The organism is Neorhizobium sp. SHOUNA12A (genome assembly GCF_023006505.1).
Taxonomy (GTDB): domain Bacteria; phylum Pseudomonadota; class Alphaproteobacteria; order Rhizobiales; family Rhizobiaceae; genus Neorhizobium.
Genome location: NZ_JALBGV010000102.1, coordinates 1 through 17514 on the forward strand (window position 1 = coordinate 1; position 17514 = coordinate 17514).

Sequence of the window (17514 nt, forward strand, 5' to 3'; positions counted from 1 at the left end):
GGTGATGCCGGCGGGATAGGTGCCGACGCCAGCGGGGGCGTGGACCGGAAGCACCGAAGAGAGTTCGCCGCCGAGGGCGCCGCCGAAGCTTGCAGCGGTAGACAAGCCGCCGAGCAGGCCAAGCACCCAGGCGAGCACGGCAATCTTGGTGAACCAGTTGATCAGCGTCGCGCCCCAGGCCCGGGCAAAGGCTTTGGCATCGAGCGGCAGGCCGGCTTCGACTTCGTCGAGCAGTTTTTTCGCCTTGTCCGGCAGAACCTTGGCCGCCAGGCGGAAGGCCTGGCCGCGCAGCGCGAAGGCGACGGCGGGCAGGATGAGGAAGGCGAGCCACAGCGCCCAGGCCCAGAGCGTTCCGGTCTGCAGCGCCAGCCCCGTGCCGGCAGCGGCGAGCAGCGCATGCAGGTCGAAGAGGCGCATGACGAACAGCGCCGCGGTTCCGCGGGCGACGCCGAGGCCGAACTCGCGCTTCATCAGCAGGGGAAAGCTCGCCTCGCCGGTGCGGAAGGGCAGCATGATGTTCAAGAGGTTATGGACCTGGACGAGCCTCAGCAGCGTGCCGAAATGACCGCCGGTTTCGGCCGGGAAATAGTCGTAGATACGCCAGGTGCGCAGGACATAGGTGCCGAGCAGCAGCACGAGCGCTATTGCCGCCGAACCCCAGCCGGCGCTGCTCCACAGCGACACGACGCTCTGCCAGCCCCAGACCCACTGGATGAAAGCGGCGTAGACGGCGATGATCGCCGCCGTTCCGAGCGTCATCGCGTGGCGAATTATCCACGCCCGGCGGCTGGCAACCGGAGAATTCTTCATATAGTAGGATGCCCCATGTGAAATTTCGGTTTCGGCCACTATCTGAGCGGCCTTTCCAGCCCGTGGTTTAGGAGAAACGCAAGGTGCGTACAACAGCAGAGTCGGTGACGGACCGCATCGAGACGGCCGAGCCGATCGAACTGTCCCTCGTCGTGCCCCTCTTCAACGAAGAAGAAAGCGTGCGTCCGCTGATCGAGAGGATCTGCGCGGCGATGGCGAATTATGCTGCGACATGGGAACTTATTCTCGTCGATGACGGCAGCACCGATGCGACGATCGCCAATGCCCGCGAAGCGCTGAACCGCCCCGGCCTCGACCTGAAGATCGTCGCGCTGCAGCGCAATTTCGGCCAGACGGCTGCCATGCAGGCCGGCATCAACCAGGCCGAAGGACGGCTGATCGCCACGCTCGACGGCGACCTGCAGAACGACCCGAAGGACATTCCCGGCATGGTGGCCGAGCTGGAACGGCGCGAACTCGACCTTCTCGTCGGCTGGCGCAAGAACCGCCAGGACGGGCTGCTGTTGCGCAAGGTGCCCTCCTTCATCGCCAACCGGCTGATCGGGCGGATCACTGGCGTGCGGCTGCATGATTACGGCTGTTCCCTGAAGATCTATCGCGGATCGGTGATCAAGCAGGTCAAGCTGATGGGCGAAATGCACCGCTTCATTCCGGCCTGGGTCGCAGGCGTGGTGCCGAGCTCGCGGATCGGCGAGATGCCGGTGACCCACCATGCCCGCCAGCACGGCGTTTCCAAATACGGCATTTCCCGCACCTTCCGGGTTATCCTCGACCTTCTGTCGGTGATGTTCTTCATGCGTTTCAAGGCGCGGCCGGGACATTTCTTCGGCTCGCTCGGCCTTGGGCTCGGGGCGCTGTCTGCGATCATCCTCTTCTACCTGTTCATCGACAAGTTCGTCATGGGCAACGACATTGGCACGCGACCGCTGTTCCTCATCGGCGTCATGCTGTTCCTCTCGGCGGTACAGATGATCACCACCGGCATTATCGCGGAAATGATTGCCCGCACCTATTACCGCGATGACAACTCGCTCAGCTACATCGTCAGGGAAGTCTATGAGGGCGATGCGGCGCATCAGTGACGCGCTTGCCCGCCGTCCCGGCCTCATCCTCTGGCTGATCGCTGCCTATTATGTGCTCGCGGTCATCCTTCGGGTGCTGCGCTCGGAGGCGCTCGAAAGCGACGAGGCAGAACAGCTCTACCAGTCGCAGTTCCTGCTGATGGGCTACGGCCGTCAGCCGCCGTTCTACAACTGGCTGCAATACGGGGTCGTCCACCTGATCGGCCCGTCGATCCTGGCGATCGCGCTGGTCAAGAACCTGCTGCTATTCCTCACCTGCGCGGTCTATGGGCTGGCGGCGCGGGTGTTGCTGAAGGACCCGCGGCTCGTCGCCATCGCCATGATCGGCGTGATCGCCATGCCGGCGGCCAGCGTCATGGCGCAGCGGGACCTGACGCATGCGATCGCCACGCTGTTTGCCGTCGCGCTGTTCTTCTACGGTTTTCTCAAGACACTGACGCGGCCGAGCCTGTGGACGTATCTGCTGACCGGCCTTGCGGTCGGGCTCGGGCTGATCGCCAAGTATAATTTCGTCATCGTGCCGGTTGCGGCAATCCTCGCGATCCTGCCGGAACCGGACCTGCGCAAGCGCATCCTCGACTGGCGGCTGATCCCGGCGCTTGCCCTCGTCGTAGTGATCTGCCTGCCGCACGGCCTTTGGGTGCTCGGAAACTTGAGCGAAGCGACGGCAGGAACGATCAAGGCGATGCGGGAAGATGCATCGGGCAACCCCATCCTCGACCGGCTGTCCGGCATCGGCACGCTTTTCGTTGCAATACTGACCGGCGGACTGCCGGTGCTCGCCTTTTTCCTGATCGCCTTCCGGCGGCCGCTGGTCGACGCCTGGCAAGCGACGAACCAATGGACGCGAGTGATCGGCCGAACGGTCGTTCTCTGCCTGATCGCCGTCGGGCTGATCGGGCTCGGTTTCGGGGCCACCAGCATCAGCGAAAAATGGCTGTCGCCCTTCCTGGTTCTGCTGCCGCTTTACCTCTGCCTGAAGCTCGAGGCCGCCAATGCGGAGACGAGCCGCAGCATCCCGCGGCTGCTGTTTCCGGTGGCGGCGCTGGCGCTCGGCTTCGTCGTTTATATCGCGCTCGGCAATGTCATCGGCGCGAGGTTCGGCAACTATACCAAGGAAAACCTGCCGTCCGGAAGGTTCATCGAACAGGTGGTGGCGGAGCATGCCGGAGCAAAGCCCGCCTATGTGATCACCGCCGATCCCTATCTTGCCGGAAGCGCCCGGCTGGAACTGCCGCAGGCCCGCGTGCTGCTACCGAGTTTCGGGCAGACGCCGCCGCTCGGCGAGGCGGAAAGACGCCAGCCGGGGCTGATCCTCTGGCAGGAAAGCGGTGATACGCTCGACTCTCTCAAGCCATATCTGCAGGCGAACGGGGTCGCAGCGGAAGGCTTGGCGCCGGCGACCAAAGCCGTGCCTTATCTCTTCTCGGGTGGGCGGAACAGCGTCACGTTTGGATATGCCTGGGTGGAGCCGGTAAAGTAACCGCGTACGGCGGGGCGTGTAGCCCCTCCCCCTTGTGGGGAGGGGTTGGGGAGGGGTCTTCGCTTCGCATCAAAACCCCTCCCGCCTGCCGGCCACCCTCCCCACAAGGGGGAGGGTTAAGGGTGCCGCACCGGCTCACTCCCTAACGCTATCTTTCAAATGATCCAGCGCCGCCCGAAGCTTCTCGATTACCTCATCCACTTCCGAATGGCTGATCGTCAACGCCGGCGAGGCCAGCATGCGGTCGGCGGTGGCGCGCAGGATGAGGCCGTTTTCGACGCAGTGGTTGCGCACCAGTGAGCCGATATCGTCGGGCTTTGCATAACGCCGGCGGGTGGATTTATCCGCCGCGAGCTGCAGGCCTCCGATCAGGCCGGTGCTTTCGGCCTGGCCAACCACCTCGTGATCCTCCAGACTTTTCCAGGTAGCAGCAAAATAGGGTCCGATATCGTCGCGGACGCGCTCGACCAGCCCCTCCTCCTCGATGATGCGGATGTTTTCCAGCGCGGCGGCGGCGCAGACCGGGTGACCGGAATAGGTGAAACCGTGGTAGAAATCGCCCAGCTCCTCGACCATCACGTCGGCGACGCGGTCGCTGACCAGCACGCCGCCGATCGGCAGGTAACCGGAGGAGAGGCCCTTGGCGATCGGCGCCAGATCCGGCTCGAAGCCGTAATATTGGTGGCCGAACCAATGCCCAAGGCGGCCGAAACCGCAGATCACCTCGTCGGAAACGAGCAGGATGTTGCGCGCCTTGCAGATGCGGGCGATTTCCGGCCAATAGGTCTCCGGCGGAATGATAACGCCCCCTGCCCCCTGGATCGGCTCGGCAACGAAGGCTGCGACGCGGTTTTCGCCGAGTTCGTCGATCTTCGCCTCCAGCTCTCGGGCGACCTTGAGGCCGAATTCGGCAGGTGACAGATCGCCGCCCTCGGCGTACCAGTAGGGCTGGTTGATGTGGTGGATGCCTTCGATCGGCAGATTGCCCTGTTCGTGCATCAGCTTCATGCCGCCGAGCGAGGCGCCGGCGACCGTCGAGCCGTGATAGCCGTTCTTGCGGGCGATGACCAAGGTCTTTTCCGGCTTGCCCAAGGCCTTCCAGTAGACCCGCGCCATGCGGAACCAGGTGTCGGTCGCCTCCGAGCCGGAATTGGTGAAGAAGACGCGCTTCAGGTTGTCGCCGGCATGGGAAGCGATCTTCTGGGCGAGCAGCGCCGCCGGCTCCGTCGTGGTGCCGAAGAAGGTGTTGTAATAGGGCAGTTCCTGCATCTGCCTGTAGGCGGCATCGGCGATCGACTTGCGGCCGTAACCGACATTGACGCACCAGAGGCCGGCAAAGGCATCGAGATATTTCTTGCCCGTCGAATCGTAGATATGGACGCCTTCCGCACGCTGGATGACTCGCGCGCCCTTGGCGTTCAGCTGCTTCATGTCCGAGAACGGGTGCAGGTGATGGGCGGCGTCGATGGCGGCGAGATTGGAAAGCGGCGGCATATCGGTCATGGCTGTCTCTCTGCCGTAGATTGTGCCGTTAATTCTTATCGGTTACGAACAGAGTTCCGCAACACCCGTCAAAAGACATTCCTCATGGCTTCCGATTCTGCACCGCCTCGCATCGAAATCCTGCTCGTCGGCATGAACGGCGACCTGCGCGGCAAGCAGATTCCGCTCGAGGCGGAAAAGAAGGTCTGGGACGGTACGGTGCGCCTGCCTTCCTCCACCCAGTCGCTGGATATCTGGGGCGACGACAATGACGACATTACCGGCCTGTCGCTGTCGGTCGGCGACCCGGACGGGGTGTGCATTCCCGACAAGCGTAGCCTTGCGCCAATGCCGTGGGCGCCGGAAGGGTCGAAGCAGGTGCTTTCAACCATGCACGAATTCGACGGCACGCCTTCCTTCATGGATCCGCGCGCCATTCTCGCGGCCCTTCTCAAGCGCTTCGAGGAGCGCGGCCTGACGCCGGTCGTGGCGACCGAGCTCGAATTCTACGTGATCGAGGACGACTGGCGCGAGACCGGCAGGCCGCGACCGCCGGCAAAGCTGACCTATCGCGGTGAGCCGAACGGCTTCCAGCTCTACGACATGAGCGCTGTCGATGCACTCGACGACTACCTGCAGACGGTGCGGACCTGGGCCAAGGCTCAAGGACTGCCGGCGGATGCGACGACCGCGGAATTCGGCCCCGGCCAATTCGAGATCAACCTCCTGCACCGCGCCGACGCGCTGGCGGCGGCCGATGACTGCATCTATCTCAAGCGCATCGCCGAACAGGCGGCAAAGAAGCACGGCCTCAAATCCACCTGCATGGCAAAGCCCTATGCGGACCATGCGGGCTCCGGCCTGCATGTGCATGCGAGCATCATCGACCGAGACGGCAACAATGTGCTGGACGCGAAGGGCGGCGACCCGGTGAGGCTCAAATCCGTCTGCGCCGGAATGCTAGACACGATGCGCGATGCTCAGCTGGTCTTCGCACCGTTCGCCAATTCCTACCGCCGTTTCCAGCCGGGCTCATTCGCTCCGGTCGATATCGACTGGGGTTTCGGGCATCGGGGGACTGCTGTGCGCATTCCTGACGCCCAAGGGCCTGCCGCCCGCATCGAACACCGCGTCGCCGGCGCCGACGTCAATCCGTATCTGCTGCTGACCGCCATCCTCGGCGGCATGCTTTTAGGATTGGATGAAACGCTGGATCCGGGTCCTGCGACCGAACCGGGCAAGGAGCCGCCGGCCGGTACGAAAAAGCTGACGCACGACTTCCTGACCGCCGTCGAGGAGTTTTCCGCCTCCCCCTTCATCGCCGACGTTTTTGGGGCGCGCTATCAGAAGCTCTATGGCGACACGAAGCGCAAGGAGGCGATCACCCACCTGCGCACGGTCTCGGATTTCGACTACCAGACCTATCTGCCGCGGATTTAAGATCCAGGCGGCTTCAGGATCCAGGGCGCGCTCGCCAGATCGTCGATATCGATCAGCATCGGCGATCCCTCGTCCTCCTTGTAGTCGAAGGCCTTGGTCATCGCTGCGGAGAACTTACCGAATTCCTCGTAGAGCTGAAACAGCCCTTCTTTATTGCCGGTGACCTGGGCCGCTATCTCTTCCTCTGATATCGCCTTGACCAGATCGCGATAGGTGCTGTTGCCCTTGCTGTCGGGGATGAAGACGACAACGCCGCCCACATCCTTGAACTTGATGCCGATCTCGATTTCGTCATCGGTGAACAGCTCGCGATTCTTGGCGATCATCTGCGGAAGGGTAAGCGCGAACAAGCTTTCGCGCGTGAGGCCGCCATGTACCTCATACTGCTGGTTCGCCAGCTGCATGAACTGCCAGCCCTTTTCGGAAAGCAGGACTTTCAGCATCAGTTTTGCTGTCGGGTCGCTTATCTTGAACTTATCGGAGCCGATGAACGCGATCGCATCGGAAACCAGCTGGCTCTTCTCATCCACATCGATGAAGGCCGCATTCACTGCGAATGCCGCCCGCATCGTTTCCCTGGCGGGCTCGCCGGTAATTCCGTTCGCCACCTGGACGAGATCGGCCTTCTTCTCCTCGGTCTTGTCTTCTTCATTTTCGGCAGGCTGCGCATTCGCCTGCTGAAGGATCAGCAAAGCCGCAGGTTGAACAACGGAGATGGAAGTCATGCCGGCCCTCGCCCGCGACGCGCCACCCTTGATGGGCATTGCCGCGATTTGTCGGGCGCTTCATGGCCAGACCAACCAATGATTCTATCATTGGTTGAAAAGCTAGTGTTCCCGAGTTAACGGGATATGAACAAACGGATGCAAGAGGTTGTATCGCAGGCTTCGGGCTCGCTCAAATCCTGCTGACGTCCCGTTCCTGCGTCCGGTTGATTAGCACCGTCGGCTCGCCCGCACGGACCGGCAGCATCGCCCCACCGCAAACAGGGACGATCCATCGGCTGCACAGGATCGATGTTTAAGCGAATGTTTCAACCTATCTTAAATTCATAAGGCCTAAGGAAGCTCGATATTTGAAGTCTTGCGGCACATCCGATGCGTATTGTTATCGCCAAGTCACTCCTTACCGGCCTCCTGTCCCTGCTCGCATCTCTGGCTATATCGTTTACCTTCGTTCCGATGTTGGGCGGGGAAGTGGCCGGTGCCGGCCTGGTGATGACGATCGTTTGCCCGCTTGCCATCTCTATCCCCGCCTCGGCCGTGCTTTACAGCCAGTCGGAACGAATCCGGCGTGCAGAAGCCAAGGCCTCTGACGCACTCGCCAAACTGGCAGCCGCCTACGAGGAGCTTCATCGGCAGTCCCGCCACGACGGATTGACCGGGCTGTTGAACCGCAGCGCCTTTATGGAAGAACTGCAGACCCTCAGCCGGGAGGGTGTAACCGGAGCCCTTATTTTTCTGGATCTCGACCATTTCAAGTCGATCAACGATCGCCACGGTCATGCAATCGGTGACGAGGTCCTTCGCCGCACCGGGCAGATACTCGCCGCGTATGACGGGCAATTCAACATAGCGGGCCGCCTCGGAGGCGAAGAGTTCGCTCTCTTTCAAGGCGGCCTGAGCGTCGACGAGATGTTGAGGTGGTGCGAGGATATCCGCGGACTCATCGAAGGCATGGACATGCGCTCCGCCTCACGATCGAGCGTCCCGGTGTCGGCCAGCATCGGAGCTATCCAGTGCGCTTCGGGCTTTGACCCTTCTGAAAGTCTCAGAGCCGCCGATGTAAATCTATACGAGGCAAAATCGCTCGGGCGAAATCGAGTGGTTTCATCCATCTGAAGAGGCGGCCGAACTGCTCGGATATCGCCGCCAACCCGCTCAGATGCCGCTGCCGTCACGTTCCTGCGGCTGGTTGACCAGCACGGTCAGCTCACCCGCATGGATCTTCAGGAGCACGTCGCGGTCCATGGGGAGCAGCTCTCCGTCGATGACGCAGCGGATATCGTGGCGCTCGCGGGGGAAATGCAGTTCCAGTTCGGTCACCGTCATCGCGGTGACGGCGGCGTTTTCCTTCAGCCGGCCGCGCAGGATGTCGAAAGTCAGCCGCACCACGCCCGCCGGCGTCAGCGGATCGGCGACATAAAAGCCGAGATGGCCGCCGGTCAGGCTGTCGGCAAACATCAGCGGGTCGCGGCCGAACTCGTTGTTGGAAACGGAGATGGCCGAGACCCTGCGGTGCCCGACCTTGCCGCCCGCATTGTATTCCACCTCGAATTCCGGCGGATTGAACATGACGCCGATCGCCGCCCTCGTGCTCGCGCGTATCTTGCCAAGCCGTGAGGCGAAGGTCATCGAATTGCGGTAGCGCACCATGCGCGCATGCATGCCGGCAGAAAACTGATGCACGAAACTCTTGCCGTTGGCGCTGGCGATATCGATGTTTTCCGGCCGCGCCTGCGCCAACGCATCCAGCACCTGCCAGATATCGAGCGGCAGTTTCAGCGAGCGGGCGAACAGGTTCATGGTGCCTGCCGGCACGACGCCGAGCGCGATGCCGCTTTTCCACGCGATGCCGGCGGCGGCCGAGATCGTGCCGTCGCCGCCGCCGGCGATCAGCCCTTCGACGCCTGGCGTCGAGGCCGCCTTTTCCATGGTCGAGACCACGTCCTTGCCGGATACCACATGGCATTCGATCTCGTGACCGGCCGCCTTGAACGTCTCGGCTGCTCGAGCGCAATAGGCGTCCATGTCTGTGGTTCGGAAGGTACCGCCATCGCGGTTGAAGACGGCAAAGAGGTTCATTTGCTCTCGCTTGCAGAGGAGCGGATTTGGCGCGGGACAACGGCCCATCAGAGAAATGGTTGCGACCGGGAGTTTTATCAACAAGCCCGCCGTCGCTTCAGGAAAAAACTCACAATCCCGTGAGAGCACGCCTGAATAAATGGCGGATACTACCGCAACGCACCATGCCGTGTTAGCCTTAAGTCCGGTCATTTGATGACCCACTCACCTCCAGAGCGGGTGGATGCCTCCCACATCCTACCCGCGTCTTTTTCCAGCAGATACAATGCCATGACCGATACTGCCGCCTGTTTCGATTCCGCTCGCGACCGTTCGGAAGCTCAAGACTTTGATAGTGCACCCGCTCTTTCGCGGCTCGCCGTCATCCTGATCGAGATCGCGCTGGCGGTTGGAGGTTTCGGAATCGGCACCGGCGAATTCGCCATCATGGGGCTGCTGCCGGATGTCGCCTCCACCTATCAGGTCAGCATTCCGATGGCGGGCTACGTGATCAGCGCCTATGCCCTCGGCGTCGTCATCGGCGCGCCGATCATCGCGGTCGCGGCCGCGCGGATGACGCGGCGCTCGCTGCTGCTGATCCTGATGACGGTGTTTGCACTCGGCAATATCCTGAGCGCCGCCGCCCCGGATTTCTGGAGCTTCACGGCGCTGCGCTTCATCACCGGCCTGCCGCATGGCGCCTATTTCGGGGTTGCAGCCCTCGTTGCCGCCTCGATGGTGCCGCCCAACAAACGCGCCCGCGCCGTCGGCCGGGTAATGCTCGGCCTCACCGTCGCGACCCTGGTCGGCACGCCGATCGCCACCTTCATGGGACAAATGCTCAACTGGCGCGCCGCCTTCTTCCTGGTCGGCGGCATCGGCGTCGTGACGGTGGCACTGCTCTGGTATTTCCAGCCGCGCGACAAGGTGCATGAGGGCGCCAGCATCTGGCGCGAGCTGAGCGCCTTCGGCCGCGCGCAGGTATGGCTGACGCTCGGCATTGCCGCGGTCGGTTTCGGCGGCATGTTCTCGGTGTTCAGCTACATCGCCTCGACCACGACGGTGACGGCCGGAATGTCGGTCAGCATGGTGGCGATCGTGCTCACACTGTTCGGCATCGGCATGAATGTCGGCAATATCGTCGGTTCGCGGCTGGCCGACGTGTCGCTGAAAGGCACGATCGGCGGCGTGATGCTGTTCAACATCGTCGTCATGGGTGCCTTCGGCCTGTGGGCGCAATATCCGGTCGTGCTCTGCCTTTGCGTGTTCCTGATCGGCTGCGGCTTCGCTGCTGGCCCTGCGCTGCAGACGCGGCTGATGGATGTCGCAGCCGACGCGCAGACGCTGGCCGCCGCCTCCAACCATTCGGCCTTCAACATCGCCAATGCGCTCGGCGCCTGGCTGGGCGGGCTGGTGATCGCCTGGGGCTGGGGTTTTGCCGCGACCGGCTATGTGGGCGCGGTGCTATCGCTTCTGGGTTTTGGGGTGTTCGCGGTATCTGCAGCGCTCGACCGGAAGGTCGCGGCGGCCTGATCAGGCGGCCTTGGATGGCTTTTCAGTCTCCGGCATGACCATATATTTCCGGCCATTCTCGCAGATGACGTGTTCCTTGCCCCAGAGACGGAGTGCGGCGATGACCGGTTCCAGGCTGCGGCCGATCGGCGTCAGCGCATAATCGACGCGCGGCGGCACGACCGGGAATACGGTGCGCGACAGCAAGCCTGCCTCTTCCAGTTCCCGTAGCTGCTTGGTCAGCATGCGCTGGGTGACCGCCGGAATACGGCGGCGCAGTTCGTTGAAGCGCAGCGTGCCGTCTTGCAACAGGTGATAAAGGATGACGCCTTTCCATTTCCCATCGAGGAAACTCAGGGTCGATTCCACCGGGCAGCCTGGGAAATTGTCGGTCAGCTTGGCACGGGGTTTCGACATGGTCAGCGTCCTTTCACGGTATACTTTTCGGTACTATAGACCAAAAATGTGCATTCTTGCGCTCCTTGAACATAGGCGCCATCTAGTCTCCGGACAACAGGACACAACCAAGGAGACGTTCCATGCGCGCCGTCGGCTTCAACACGCCCCAGCCCATTACCGCCGAAACCTCGCTGATCGACATTGATCTGCCCATGCCGGAGGCGGCGGGCCGCGACCTGCTGGTCGAGATCAGGGCGATCTCGGTCAATCCGGTCGACACCAAGGTGCGCCGCTCGGCTGCGGTCGAACCCGGCCAGCACCGGATCCTCGGTTATGACGCTGCCGGCGTGGTGAAGGCGGTCGGCCCGGGCGTCAAGCTCTTTAAGCCGGGCGACGAGGTCTATTATGCCGGCGTGATCAACCGGCAGGGCACCAATGCGGAATTCCATCTGGTCGACGAGCGCATCGTCGGCTTCAAGCCGAAGACCCTGAGCTTCGAGGAAGCCGCCGCCCTGCCGCTGACGGCGATCACCGCCTACGAGACGCTGTTCCATCGCATGAAGGTGCAGGACAAGGTGGCTGGCGCCTGGAACGCGGTGCTGGTCATCGGCGGCGCCGGCGGGGTCGGCTCGATCGCCATCCAGCTCCTGCGCGAACTGTCAGACGTGACAGTGATCGGCACCGGCTCTCGGCCGGAAACGCAAGCTTGGATCAAGGAACTCGGCGCCCACCACGTGCTCGACCATTCGAAGCCGATGGCGCCGCAACTTGCCCAGATGGCGATCGGCGCGCCCGCCTTCGTCTTCTCGACGACCCATACGGAAAACCATCTCCAGGACATCCTGGAGCTGATCGCACCGCAGGGCCGGCTGGCGCTGATCGACGACCCCAAGGAGCCGATGGACCTGCGCGCTTTCAAGAGCAAGGCGCTGTCGGTGCATTGGGAAATGATGTTCGCGCGTGCCGTCTTCCAGACCGCCGATATGATCGAGCAGCACAAGCTTTTGAACCACGTCGCCGAACTGGTCGATGCCAAAAAGATCAGCACAACGCTTGCCGAAACGCTGGGGCCGATCAACGCCGCGAACCTGAAGAAGGCGCATGCGATGGTCGAAAGCAACCGCACCAAGGGCAAGCTGGTGCTTTCGGGCTTCTGACGAGGCCCTGTGAGAAGAACAAAGAAAGCCCGCCGTGGCTGAAACGGCGGGCTTTCTTAGCGGCCTGGCGGTGGATCAGGCCTGGATGACGACGACCTTGGCACCGACATTGACGCGGCTGTAGAGATCGACCACGTCATGGTTCATCATGCGGATGCAGCCGCTCGACATGGCAAGCCCGATCGATTGCGGCTGGTTGGTGCCGTGGATGCGGAAATGCGTGTCGTTGCCGCCGCGATAGAGATACATGGCGCGGGCACCAAGCGGATTGTTCGGGCCGCCCGGCATGCCGCCTGCGAGTTTCCGGTATCGCTCCTCGCGGCGCTGCATGTTTTCGGTGGGCGTCCAGGTCGGCCATTCGGCCTTGCGGCCGACATAGGCATTGCCGGCAAGCGCCAGTCCGGCACGGCCGACTCCGACGCCATACCGGATCGCGCGGCCGTTGCCGAGAATGTAATAGGCGCGGCGCGCCGGCGTATCGACGACCACGGTCCCGGCTGCATGCGGGGTGACATAGGCGACTTCCGTGCGGCGCAGCTCCGGCTTGATGTTCTCGGCCGGCACGGTCTTCAGCGGGAACTGTTCGTTGGGCAGCGCTGCGTAATTCGTCTGATCATTGATGGTGGAAGCGCAACCGGCAAGCAGAAGCGGCAGGCCCGCAAGAAAGCCGCGACGGGAAATCGTCATGAATGTGTCCTTGATGCGTCGAGAAGATGACGCCAAACTTAAGAATATTATGGTTAATGAAGTGCTAAACGGGCGGTTATTGCAGTCATCACGAACGCGTTAGAAGTAGATTGCGACACGACGCATCCGCATTGAATTCCGCATCAATTGATGCTATTTTTGATGACAAGGAGACCGGCTATGCGTACGACCATAACCATCGACGATGAATTGCTTGATAAAGCTCGCAAATATACGGGAGTTACCGAAACTCCCACCTTGATCCGGCTGGCTCTTGAAGGGCTCGTCCAGCGGGAGGCGGCCAGGCGTCTGGCCCAGCTTGGAGGAAGCGCACCCGATCTTGTGGCTCCTCCCCGGCGGCGCTTCGATCCGGTGGAGCCGGAATGATCCTTGTCGACAGCTCGATCTGGGTAGATCATTTTCGGGCCGGCGACGCACATCTGCAGGCATTGCTAGATGCGGAAGAGGTTATCATTCATCCGTTCGTTATCGGTGAACTGTCTTTGGGGCATATCCCCCGATACGACGACGTCATGGTAATGTTGGGAGACTTGCCGAATATAGTCAAAGCGGACGACAACGAAGTAAGGCACATGATCCGCAGCAAGGCACTCTTCGGAACAGGAATCGGTTATGTGGACGCACACTTGCTTGCGTCCGTGTTTCTTTCGGCTGGTCATGCATTATGGACGTGCGACAAGAAGCTCCACAAGATGGCGCATTCGCTTGGCATTGCTATGCCAAGCCATCTGCACTGAAACTCACATGTTCGGATAAACCGGCCCCTCGCCGCCCTGCGGGGGAACCCAATTGATGTTCTGGTTGGGGTCCTTGATGTCGCAGGTCTTGCAGTGGACGCAGTTCTGGGCGTTGATGACGTAGACTTCTTCGCCGTCCTTCTCCACCCACTCGTAGACGCCGGCCGGACAGTAGCGCGTCGATGGGCCGCCATAGACTTCGAGCTCCGAGCGCTTCTGCAGGTCCATGTCCTTTACCTGCAGATGGACCGGCTGGTCTTCCTCGTGGTTGGTGTTCGACAGGAAGACCGATGACAGGCGGTCGAAGGTCAGCACGCCGTCCGGCTTCGGATAGACGATCTTTTTATGCTTGGCTGCCGGTTCCAGCGAGGCTGCGTCGGTCTTGCCGTGTTTCAGCGTGCCGAAGATCGACAGGCCGAACAACTGGTTGGTCCACATGTCGAGGCCGCCGAGCGCGATGCCGAGGCCGGTGCCGAGTTTCGACCAGAGCGGCTTGACGTTGCGCACCCGTTTCAGGTCCGTGCCGATCGGCGTCGAGCGCCATTCGTTTTCGATCTCGACGACCTCGTCATTGGCACGGCCGGCTTCGATTGCCCTGGCGATGTTGTCGGCGGCGAGAATGCCGGACAGGACGGCGTTGTGGCTGCCCTTGATGCGCGGCACGTTGACGAGGCCGGCGGAACAGCCGATCAGAGCCCCGCCCGGGAAGGTCAGTTTCGGCACCGACTGGTATCCGCCCTCGGTGATGGCGCGGGCGCCGTAGGAGAGGCGCTTGGCGCCCTCGAAGGTTCCGCGGATCGCGTCATGCGTCTTGAAGCGCTGGAATTCCTCGAACGGGTAGAGATACGGGTTCTTGTAGTTCAGGTGCACCACGAAGCCGACGGCGACAAGATTGTCCTCCAGGTGATAGAGGAATGAACCGCCGCCGGTTTTCATGCCGAGCGGCCAGCCGAAGGAATGCTGCACCAGGCCCGGACGATGATTTTCCGGCTTCACCTGCCAGAGTTCCTTGAGGCCGATACCGTATTTCTGGGGCTCGCGATCCTTCTGCAGGTCGAACCGCAGGATCAACTGCTTGGCGAGCGATCCGCGCACTCCTTCGCCGATCAGCGTGTATTTGCCGTGCAGTTCCATGCCGCGGGTAAAGGCCGGGCCGGGCTCGCCGTTGCGCTCGACACCCATGTCGCCGGTGGCCACGCCCTTGACCGCGCCGTTTTCGTCATAGAGCACTTCGGTGGCGGCAAAGCCCGGATAGATCTCGACGCCGAGCGCTTCCGCCTTTTCGGCGAGCCAGCGACAGACGTTGCCGAGCGAGACTATGTAGTTGCCGTGATTGTTCATCAGTGGCGGCATCATGAAATTCGGCAGGCGGATCGAGCCGGCGGGGCCCAAGAACAGGAAGTGGTCGGCGGTGACCGGGGTCTTGAACGGATGACCGTCCTCGTCGCGCCAGCCGGGCAGCAGCGCGTCGATGCCGACCGGATCGACAACCGCGCCGGACAGGATATGGGCGCCGACTTCCGAACCCTTTTCGAGCACCACGACGGTCAGGTCCGGATTGACCTGCTTCAGGCGGATCGCGGCTGAAAGCCCCGCAGGACCCGCGCCGACGATCACCACGTCGAATTCCATGCTCTCGCGTTCTGGCAGTTCTTGCTCGTTCATATCCAACTCCGCTCGCCGGCCCCTTCCGGCTTTATTCAGGCAACCTGTTTGACAAAACCGCCCCGGCTTGTCGAGGCGGGAAAACGTCCTCCGCCTTGTCATTCGCGCAAATCGCGTTTCGGTTTTCTCATATTACTTTTACGTGCACGTCAATTATAGGCACCGAACTGCAGAAAGCAAGATCGGCCTTTCGCAGCCTTCTGTCGCTGCTATAAAGGCCCGACAACCGATTACAGGAATTGGGGAAGGAACAGAATCATGGATCTCGGTCTTAACGGCAAACGCGCCCTCGTGCTCGCCTCGTCGCGCGGGCTCGGTCTCGGCATTGCCAAGGCGCTTGCGAGCGAAGGCGCACATGTTCTCCTCGTCGGCCGCTCCGGCGACCGGCTGGCGGACAATTGCAAGGCGATCAATGCCGAAGGCAAGGGCAAGGCCGACTGGGTCTGGGGCGATCTCGCCGAAGAGAATTTCGTCGAGGCGATGAAGGCCGCGGTCAAGGAGAAGCTCGGCGGCATCGACATCCTGGTCAACAATACCGGCGGCCCGACGCCGGGTACAGCGGAAGAAATGACTGCCGACAAGCTCGACATCTTCTTCCAGTCCATGGTGCTGCGCGTCATCACGCTCACCAATGCCTTCCTGCCGCAGATGAAGGAACAGGGCTGGGGCCGCATTCTCACCTGCGCCTCGTCGGGCGTCTACGAGCCGATCGCCAACCTTGCGCTGTCCAACACCCTGCGCTCTGCGCTGGTCGGCTGGAACAAGACGATCGCCACCGAAGTGGCGGGGTTCGGCATTACCTGCAACATGCTGCTGCCCGGCCGCATCCATACCGACCGCATCGATGAACTCGACGGCGCCAATGCCAAGCGCACCGGCAAATCGGTGGAGGAAATCCGCTCCGCCTCGCTGAAGACCATTCCCGCCGGCCGGCTCGGCAGGGTCGAGGAATTTGCAGCCGCCGGCGCTTTCCTCTGCTCGGTCCCCGCAAGCTATGTCACCGGCACGATGCTCCGGGTCGACGGCGGCGCGTCGCGTTCGATCTGATCTTCCGAGCGACCGTTAAACTGAGGTCGTTAAACATTAAATCGAATTGAGCTGCCGCTGTTGGCGGTATCTCAATTCGCCTCAGCTAAGAGGCAAGCCGGCCCCCAAATTAAAGGATCGCCGGCATGATCGAAAGTGTTTCGGGGGCGACCGAAGCTGCATCGCCCAGTATACCCCCCGTCGTGCCCCACGCCGCGGCGCCTTCGGCTGCCTCGTCGGCTGCGTCGATCTCAACGACGCTTGCGGCCGGACAGGTCGCGACCTATGCAGGCACCTGGGAAGCAGCAACCCGGCACGCAGCCGAGACTTCGGCGATCTCCAGCCGGCCGGGCATCATGCATGCGCGAAGCCTTGAGGCCGTGGACGATGTTGTGGTCCGCAACCTCCTCGACAGCCTGTCACCATCGAGCCGCATCGCCGGCAGTTTCTTCTTGGCCGACGGCGAGGAACCAGCGCCACGCTCGCTGATCGCCACTTATTACGAAGACGTCTGACCGGACACGGTTCAGGACGATGTGACATCACGCAAATTCGTCTCGCGGGAGCCTTCGCCCAAGCCTATGATCTCCGGACCTTGCCTTTGGAGATTTTTCCATGAAATTCACTCGACTTGCGCTTTCGATCATCGGTGCCCTGATGGTCGTGCTCGGCCTCATCTGGATCGGCCAGGGCAGCGGCGCCTTCCCCTATCCCGCCAGCAGTTTCATGATCAACCAGACGCCCTGGATCATCAGGGGCGCGATCGTCGCGATCATCGGCGTCGTGGTCATCTGGGGCGCCCGGCGGTTTCTGCGCTAGCTGCGGCGAGCGCAGTTCGGCGGCGCATCCAGAAGGCGAGAAAGATTAACTCCAGTTCATTCTAAGCCCTTCATTACAAACCTTTAATCCACCTTCACCGGTTAGTGAGGCGATCAGGCAAAACTTGTCTTTTTTGCGCCGCAATATGGGCAGTTCGATGGAGCGATACCATTGGCACAACCATAGGCGAGCGGTCACCTCATGAAGAAGATCTGGATTTTTGCTGGCATTCTTGTCGCTGCCGGCGTTGCGGGCTGGGAGTTCCGCGATCGGCTTCCCTTTCTTTCACCCTTCATCCAGCAGGCATCCGCCGATACCGGCGACGGCCAGTCGACGGGCACGCAGCGGCGTCGCGGAGCAGGCGGTCCGCCGCCGGCGGTGAAGACGGTC

18 protein-coding genes and 1 pseudogene are annotated in these 17514 nt (G+C 61.9%); 12 read left to right on the forward strand and 7 right to left on the reverse strand.

Annotated features, from left to right (window positions below; translation table 11 throughout):
• On the reverse strand, nt 1–810 hold an 810-nt coding region (locus MOV63_RS28335), incomplete at its 3' end, for a lysylphosphatidylglycerol synthase transmembrane domain-containing protein (protein WP_247038899.1).
• 83 nt (nt 811–893) lie between these two features.
• On the opposite strand from MOV63_RS28335, the gene MOV63_RS28340 reads away from it, so the two are divergent.
• Together MOV63_RS28340 and MOV63_RS28345 are read left to right on the forward strand one after the other, a co-directional pair.
• Nucleotides 894–1913 carry a glycosyltransferase family 2 protein gene (locus MOV63_RS28340; protein ID WP_038541401.1) on the forward strand — a complete coding sequence of 340 codons (1020 nt, stop codon included), beginning with the start codon at nt 894–896 and terminating at the stop codon, nt 1911–1913.
• Nucleotides 1897–3396 (forward strand): glycosyltransferase family 39 protein, encoded by a 1500-nt coding sequence (locus MOV63_RS28345; RefSeq protein WP_247038900.1) that lies wholly within the window; start codon nt 1897–1899, stop codon nt 3394–3396. Before MOV63_RS28340 ends, MOV63_RS28345 begins: the two co-directional genes overlap by 17 nt.
• Before the next feature lie 135 nt (nt 3397–3531).
• Here the strand turns inward: MOV63_RS28345 and MOV63_RS28350 are convergent, their stop codons facing one another.
• Nucleotides 3532–4899, reverse strand: a complete 1368-nt coding sequence (locus MOV63_RS28350; RefSeq protein ID WP_247038901.1) for an aspartate aminotransferase family protein — start codon at nt 4897–4899, stop codon at nt 3532–3534.
• A gap of 84 nt (nt 4900–4983) precedes the next feature.
• Between MOV63_RS28350 and MOV63_RS28355 the strand changes: the two genes are divergently transcribed.
• On the forward strand, nt 4984–6318 hold the full coding sequence (locus tag MOV63_RS28355; protein WP_247038902.1) for a glutamine synthetase family protein: 1335 nt from the start codon (nt 4984–4986) through the stop codon (nt 6316–6318).
• On the opposite strand, the gene MOV63_RS28360 is transcribed toward MOV63_RS28355, so the two are convergent.
• Entirely contained in the window at nt 6315–7043 is a 729-nt protein-coding gene (locus MOV63_RS28360; RefSeq protein WP_247038903.1) for a hypothetical protein, read from the reverse strand. The two genes, MOV63_RS28355 and MOV63_RS28360, sit on opposite strands and share 4 nt — an antisense overlap.
• A 372-nt stretch (nt 7044–7415) precedes the next feature.
• Between MOV63_RS28360 and MOV63_RS28365 the strand changes: the two genes are divergently transcribed.
• A complete protein-coding gene (locus MOV63_RS28365; protein WP_247038904.1) occupies nt 7416–8159 on the forward strand; it encodes a GGDEF domain-containing protein in 744 nt (247 codons plus the stop codon).
• Between the two features lie 39 nt (nt 8160–8198).
• On the opposite strand, the gene MOV63_RS28370 is transcribed toward MOV63_RS28365, so the two are convergent.
• Nucleotides 8199–9122, reverse strand: coding sequence for a diacylglycerol kinase family protein (locus MOV63_RS28370; RefSeq protein WP_247038905.1), 924 nt, complete (start codon nt 9120–9122; stop codon nt 8199–8201).
• Nucleotides 9123–9392: 270 nt separating this feature from the next.
• Between MOV63_RS28370 and MOV63_RS28375 the strand changes: the two genes are divergently transcribed.
• Nucleotides 9393–10634, forward strand: a complete 1242-nt coding sequence (locus MOV63_RS28375; RefSeq protein WP_247038906.1) for an MFS transporter — start codon at nt 9393–9395, stop codon at nt 10632–10634.
• Here MOV63_RS28375 and MOV63_RS28380 read toward each other — a convergent pair whose 3' ends face one another.
• On the reverse strand, nt 10635–11030 hold the full coding sequence (locus tag MOV63_RS28380; RefSeq protein ID WP_247038907.1) for a helix-turn-helix domain-containing protein: 396 nt from the start codon (nt 11028–11030) through the stop codon (nt 10635–10637). It lies immediately after the preceding gene.
• 122 nt (nt 11031–11152) lie between these two features.
• Between MOV63_RS28380 and MOV63_RS28385 the strand changes: the two genes are divergently transcribed.
• On the forward strand, nt 11153–12169 hold the full coding sequence (locus MOV63_RS28385; RefSeq protein ID WP_247038908.1) for a zinc-binding alcohol dehydrogenase family protein: 1017 nt from the start codon (nt 11153–11155) through the stop codon (nt 12167–12169).
• Nucleotides 12170–12244: 75 nt separating this feature from the next.
• Here MOV63_RS28385 and MOV63_RS28390 read toward each other — a convergent pair whose 3' ends face one another.
• On the reverse strand, nt 12245–12856 hold the full coding sequence (locus tag MOV63_RS28390) for a L,D-transpeptidase (protein WP_247038909.1): 612 nt from the start codon (nt 12854–12856) through the stop codon (nt 12245–12247).
• Between the two features lie 180 nt (nt 12857–13036).
• On the opposite strand from MOV63_RS28390, the gene MOV63_RS28395 reads away from it, so the two are divergent.
• Together MOV63_RS28395 and MOV63_RS28400 are read left to right on the forward strand one after the other, a co-directional pair.
• Nucleotides 13037–13243 carry a type II toxin-antitoxin system VapB family antitoxin gene (locus MOV63_RS28395; protein ID WP_247038910.1) on the forward strand — a complete coding sequence of 69 codons (207 nt, stop codon included), beginning with the start codon at nt 13037–13039 and terminating at the stop codon, nt 13241–13243.
• Nucleotides 13240–13614: a type II toxin-antitoxin system VapC family toxin gene (locus tag MOV63_RS28400; protein ID WP_247038911.1), complete on the forward strand. Its 375-nt coding sequence runs from the start codon at nt 13240–13242 to the stop codon at nt 13612–13614. Before MOV63_RS28395 ends, MOV63_RS28400 begins: the two co-directional genes overlap by 4 nt.
• Nucleotides 13615–13617: 3 nt before the next feature.
• Here the strand turns inward: MOV63_RS28400 and MOV63_RS28405 are convergent, their stop codons facing one another.
• Nucleotides 13618–15279: an electron transfer flavoprotein-ubiquinone oxidoreductase gene (locus tag MOV63_RS28405; protein ID WP_247038912.1), complete on the reverse strand. Its 1662-nt coding sequence runs from the start codon at nt 15277–15279 to the stop codon at nt 13618–13620.
• Between the two features lie 258 nt (nt 15280–15537).
• On the opposite strand from MOV63_RS28405, the gene MOV63_RS28410 reads away from it, so the two are divergent.
• The 4 genes and pseudogenes from MOV63_RS28410 to MOV63_RS28425 form a co-directional block, all read left to right on the forward strand.
• Entirely contained in the window at nt 15538–16326 is a 789-nt protein-coding gene (locus MOV63_RS28410; RefSeq protein WP_247038913.1) for an SDR family oxidoreductase, read from the forward strand.
• Nucleotides 16327–16451: 125 nt separating this feature from the next.
• Nucleotides 16452–16820, forward strand: a complete 369-nt coding sequence (locus MOV63_RS28415; protein ID WP_247038914.1) for a hypothetical protein — start codon at nt 16452–16454, stop codon at nt 16818–16820.
• 100 nt (nt 16821–16920) lie between these two features.
• Nucleotides 16921–17124, forward strand: coding sequence for a hypothetical protein (locus MOV63_RS28420; protein ID WP_247038915.1), 204 nt, complete (start codon nt 16921–16923; stop codon nt 17122–17124).
• A 201-nt stretch (nt 17125–17325) separates the two neighbouring features.
• Nucleotides 17326–17514, forward strand: a pseudogene (locus MOV63_RS28425) (efflux RND transporter periplasmic adaptor subunit); the annotation flags it as partial.

What these genes read in the sequence shown, in the direction of transcription:
- MOV63_RS28345 (WP_247038900.1), top strand. Translation starts at nt 1,897, where the DNA reads ATGCGGCGCATCAGTGACGCGCTTGCCCGCCGTCCCGGCCTCATCCTC.
- MOV63_RS28350 (WP_247038901.1), bottom strand. Translation starts at nt 4,899, where the DNA reads ATGACCGATATGCCGCCGCTTTCCAATCTCGCCGCCATCGACGCCGCC.
- MOV63_RS28355 (WP_247038902.1), top strand. Translation starts at nt 4,984, where the DNA reads ATGGCTTCCGATTCTGCACCGCCTCGCATCGAAATCCTGCTCGTCGGC.
- MOV63_RS28360 (WP_247038903.1), bottom strand. Translation starts at nt 7,043, where the DNA reads ATGACTTCCATCTCCGTTGTTCAACCTGCGGCTTTGCTGATCCTTCAG.
- MOV63_RS28365 (WP_247038904.1), top strand. Translation starts at nt 7,416, where the DNA reads ATGCGTATTGTTATCGCCAAGTCACTCCTTACCGGCCTCCTGTCCCTG.
- MOV63_RS28370 (WP_247038905.1), bottom strand. Translation starts at nt 9,122, where the DNA reads ATGAACCTCTTTGCCGTCTTCAACCGCGATGGCGGTACCTTCCGAACC.
- MOV63_RS28375 (WP_247038906.1), top strand. Translation starts at nt 9,393, where the DNA reads ATGACCGATACTGCCGCCTGTTTCGATTCCGCTCGCGACCGTTCGGAA.
- MOV63_RS28380 (WP_247038907.1), bottom strand. Translation starts at nt 11,030, where the DNA reads ATGTCGAAACCCCGTGCCAAGCTGACCGACAATTTCCCAGGCTGCCCG.
- MOV63_RS28385 (WP_247038908.1), top strand. Translation starts at nt 11,153, where the DNA reads ATGCGCGCCGTCGGCTTCAACACGCCCCAGCCCATTACCGCCGAAACC.
- MOV63_RS28390 (WP_247038909.1), bottom strand. Translation starts at nt 12,856, where the DNA reads ATGACGATTTCCCGTCGCGGCTTTCTTGCGGGCCTGCCGCTTCTGCTT.
- MOV63_RS28395 (WP_247038910.1), top strand. Translation starts at nt 13,037, where the DNA reads ATGCGTACGACCATAACCATCGACGATGAATTGCTTGATAAAGCTCGC.
- MOV63_RS28400 (WP_247038911.1), top strand. Translation starts at nt 13,240, where the DNA reads ATGATCCTTGTCGACAGCTCGATCTGGGTAGATCATTTTCGGGCCGGC.
- MOV63_RS28405 (WP_247038912.1), bottom strand. Translation starts at nt 15,279, where the DNA reads ATGAACGAGCAAGAACTGCCAGAACGCGAGAGCATGGAATTCGACGTG.
- MOV63_RS28410 (WP_247038913.1), top strand. Translation starts at nt 15,538, where the DNA reads ATGGATCTCGGTCTTAACGGCAAACGCGCCCTCGTGCTCGCCTCGTCG.
- MOV63_RS28415 (WP_247038914.1), top strand. Translation starts at nt 16,452, where the DNA reads ATGATCGAAAGTGTTTCGGGGGCGACCGAAGCTGCATCGCCCAGTATA.
- MOV63_RS28420 (WP_247038915.1), top strand. Translation starts at nt 16,921, where the DNA reads ATGAAATTCACTCGACTTGCGCTTTCGATCATCGGTGCCCTGATGGTC.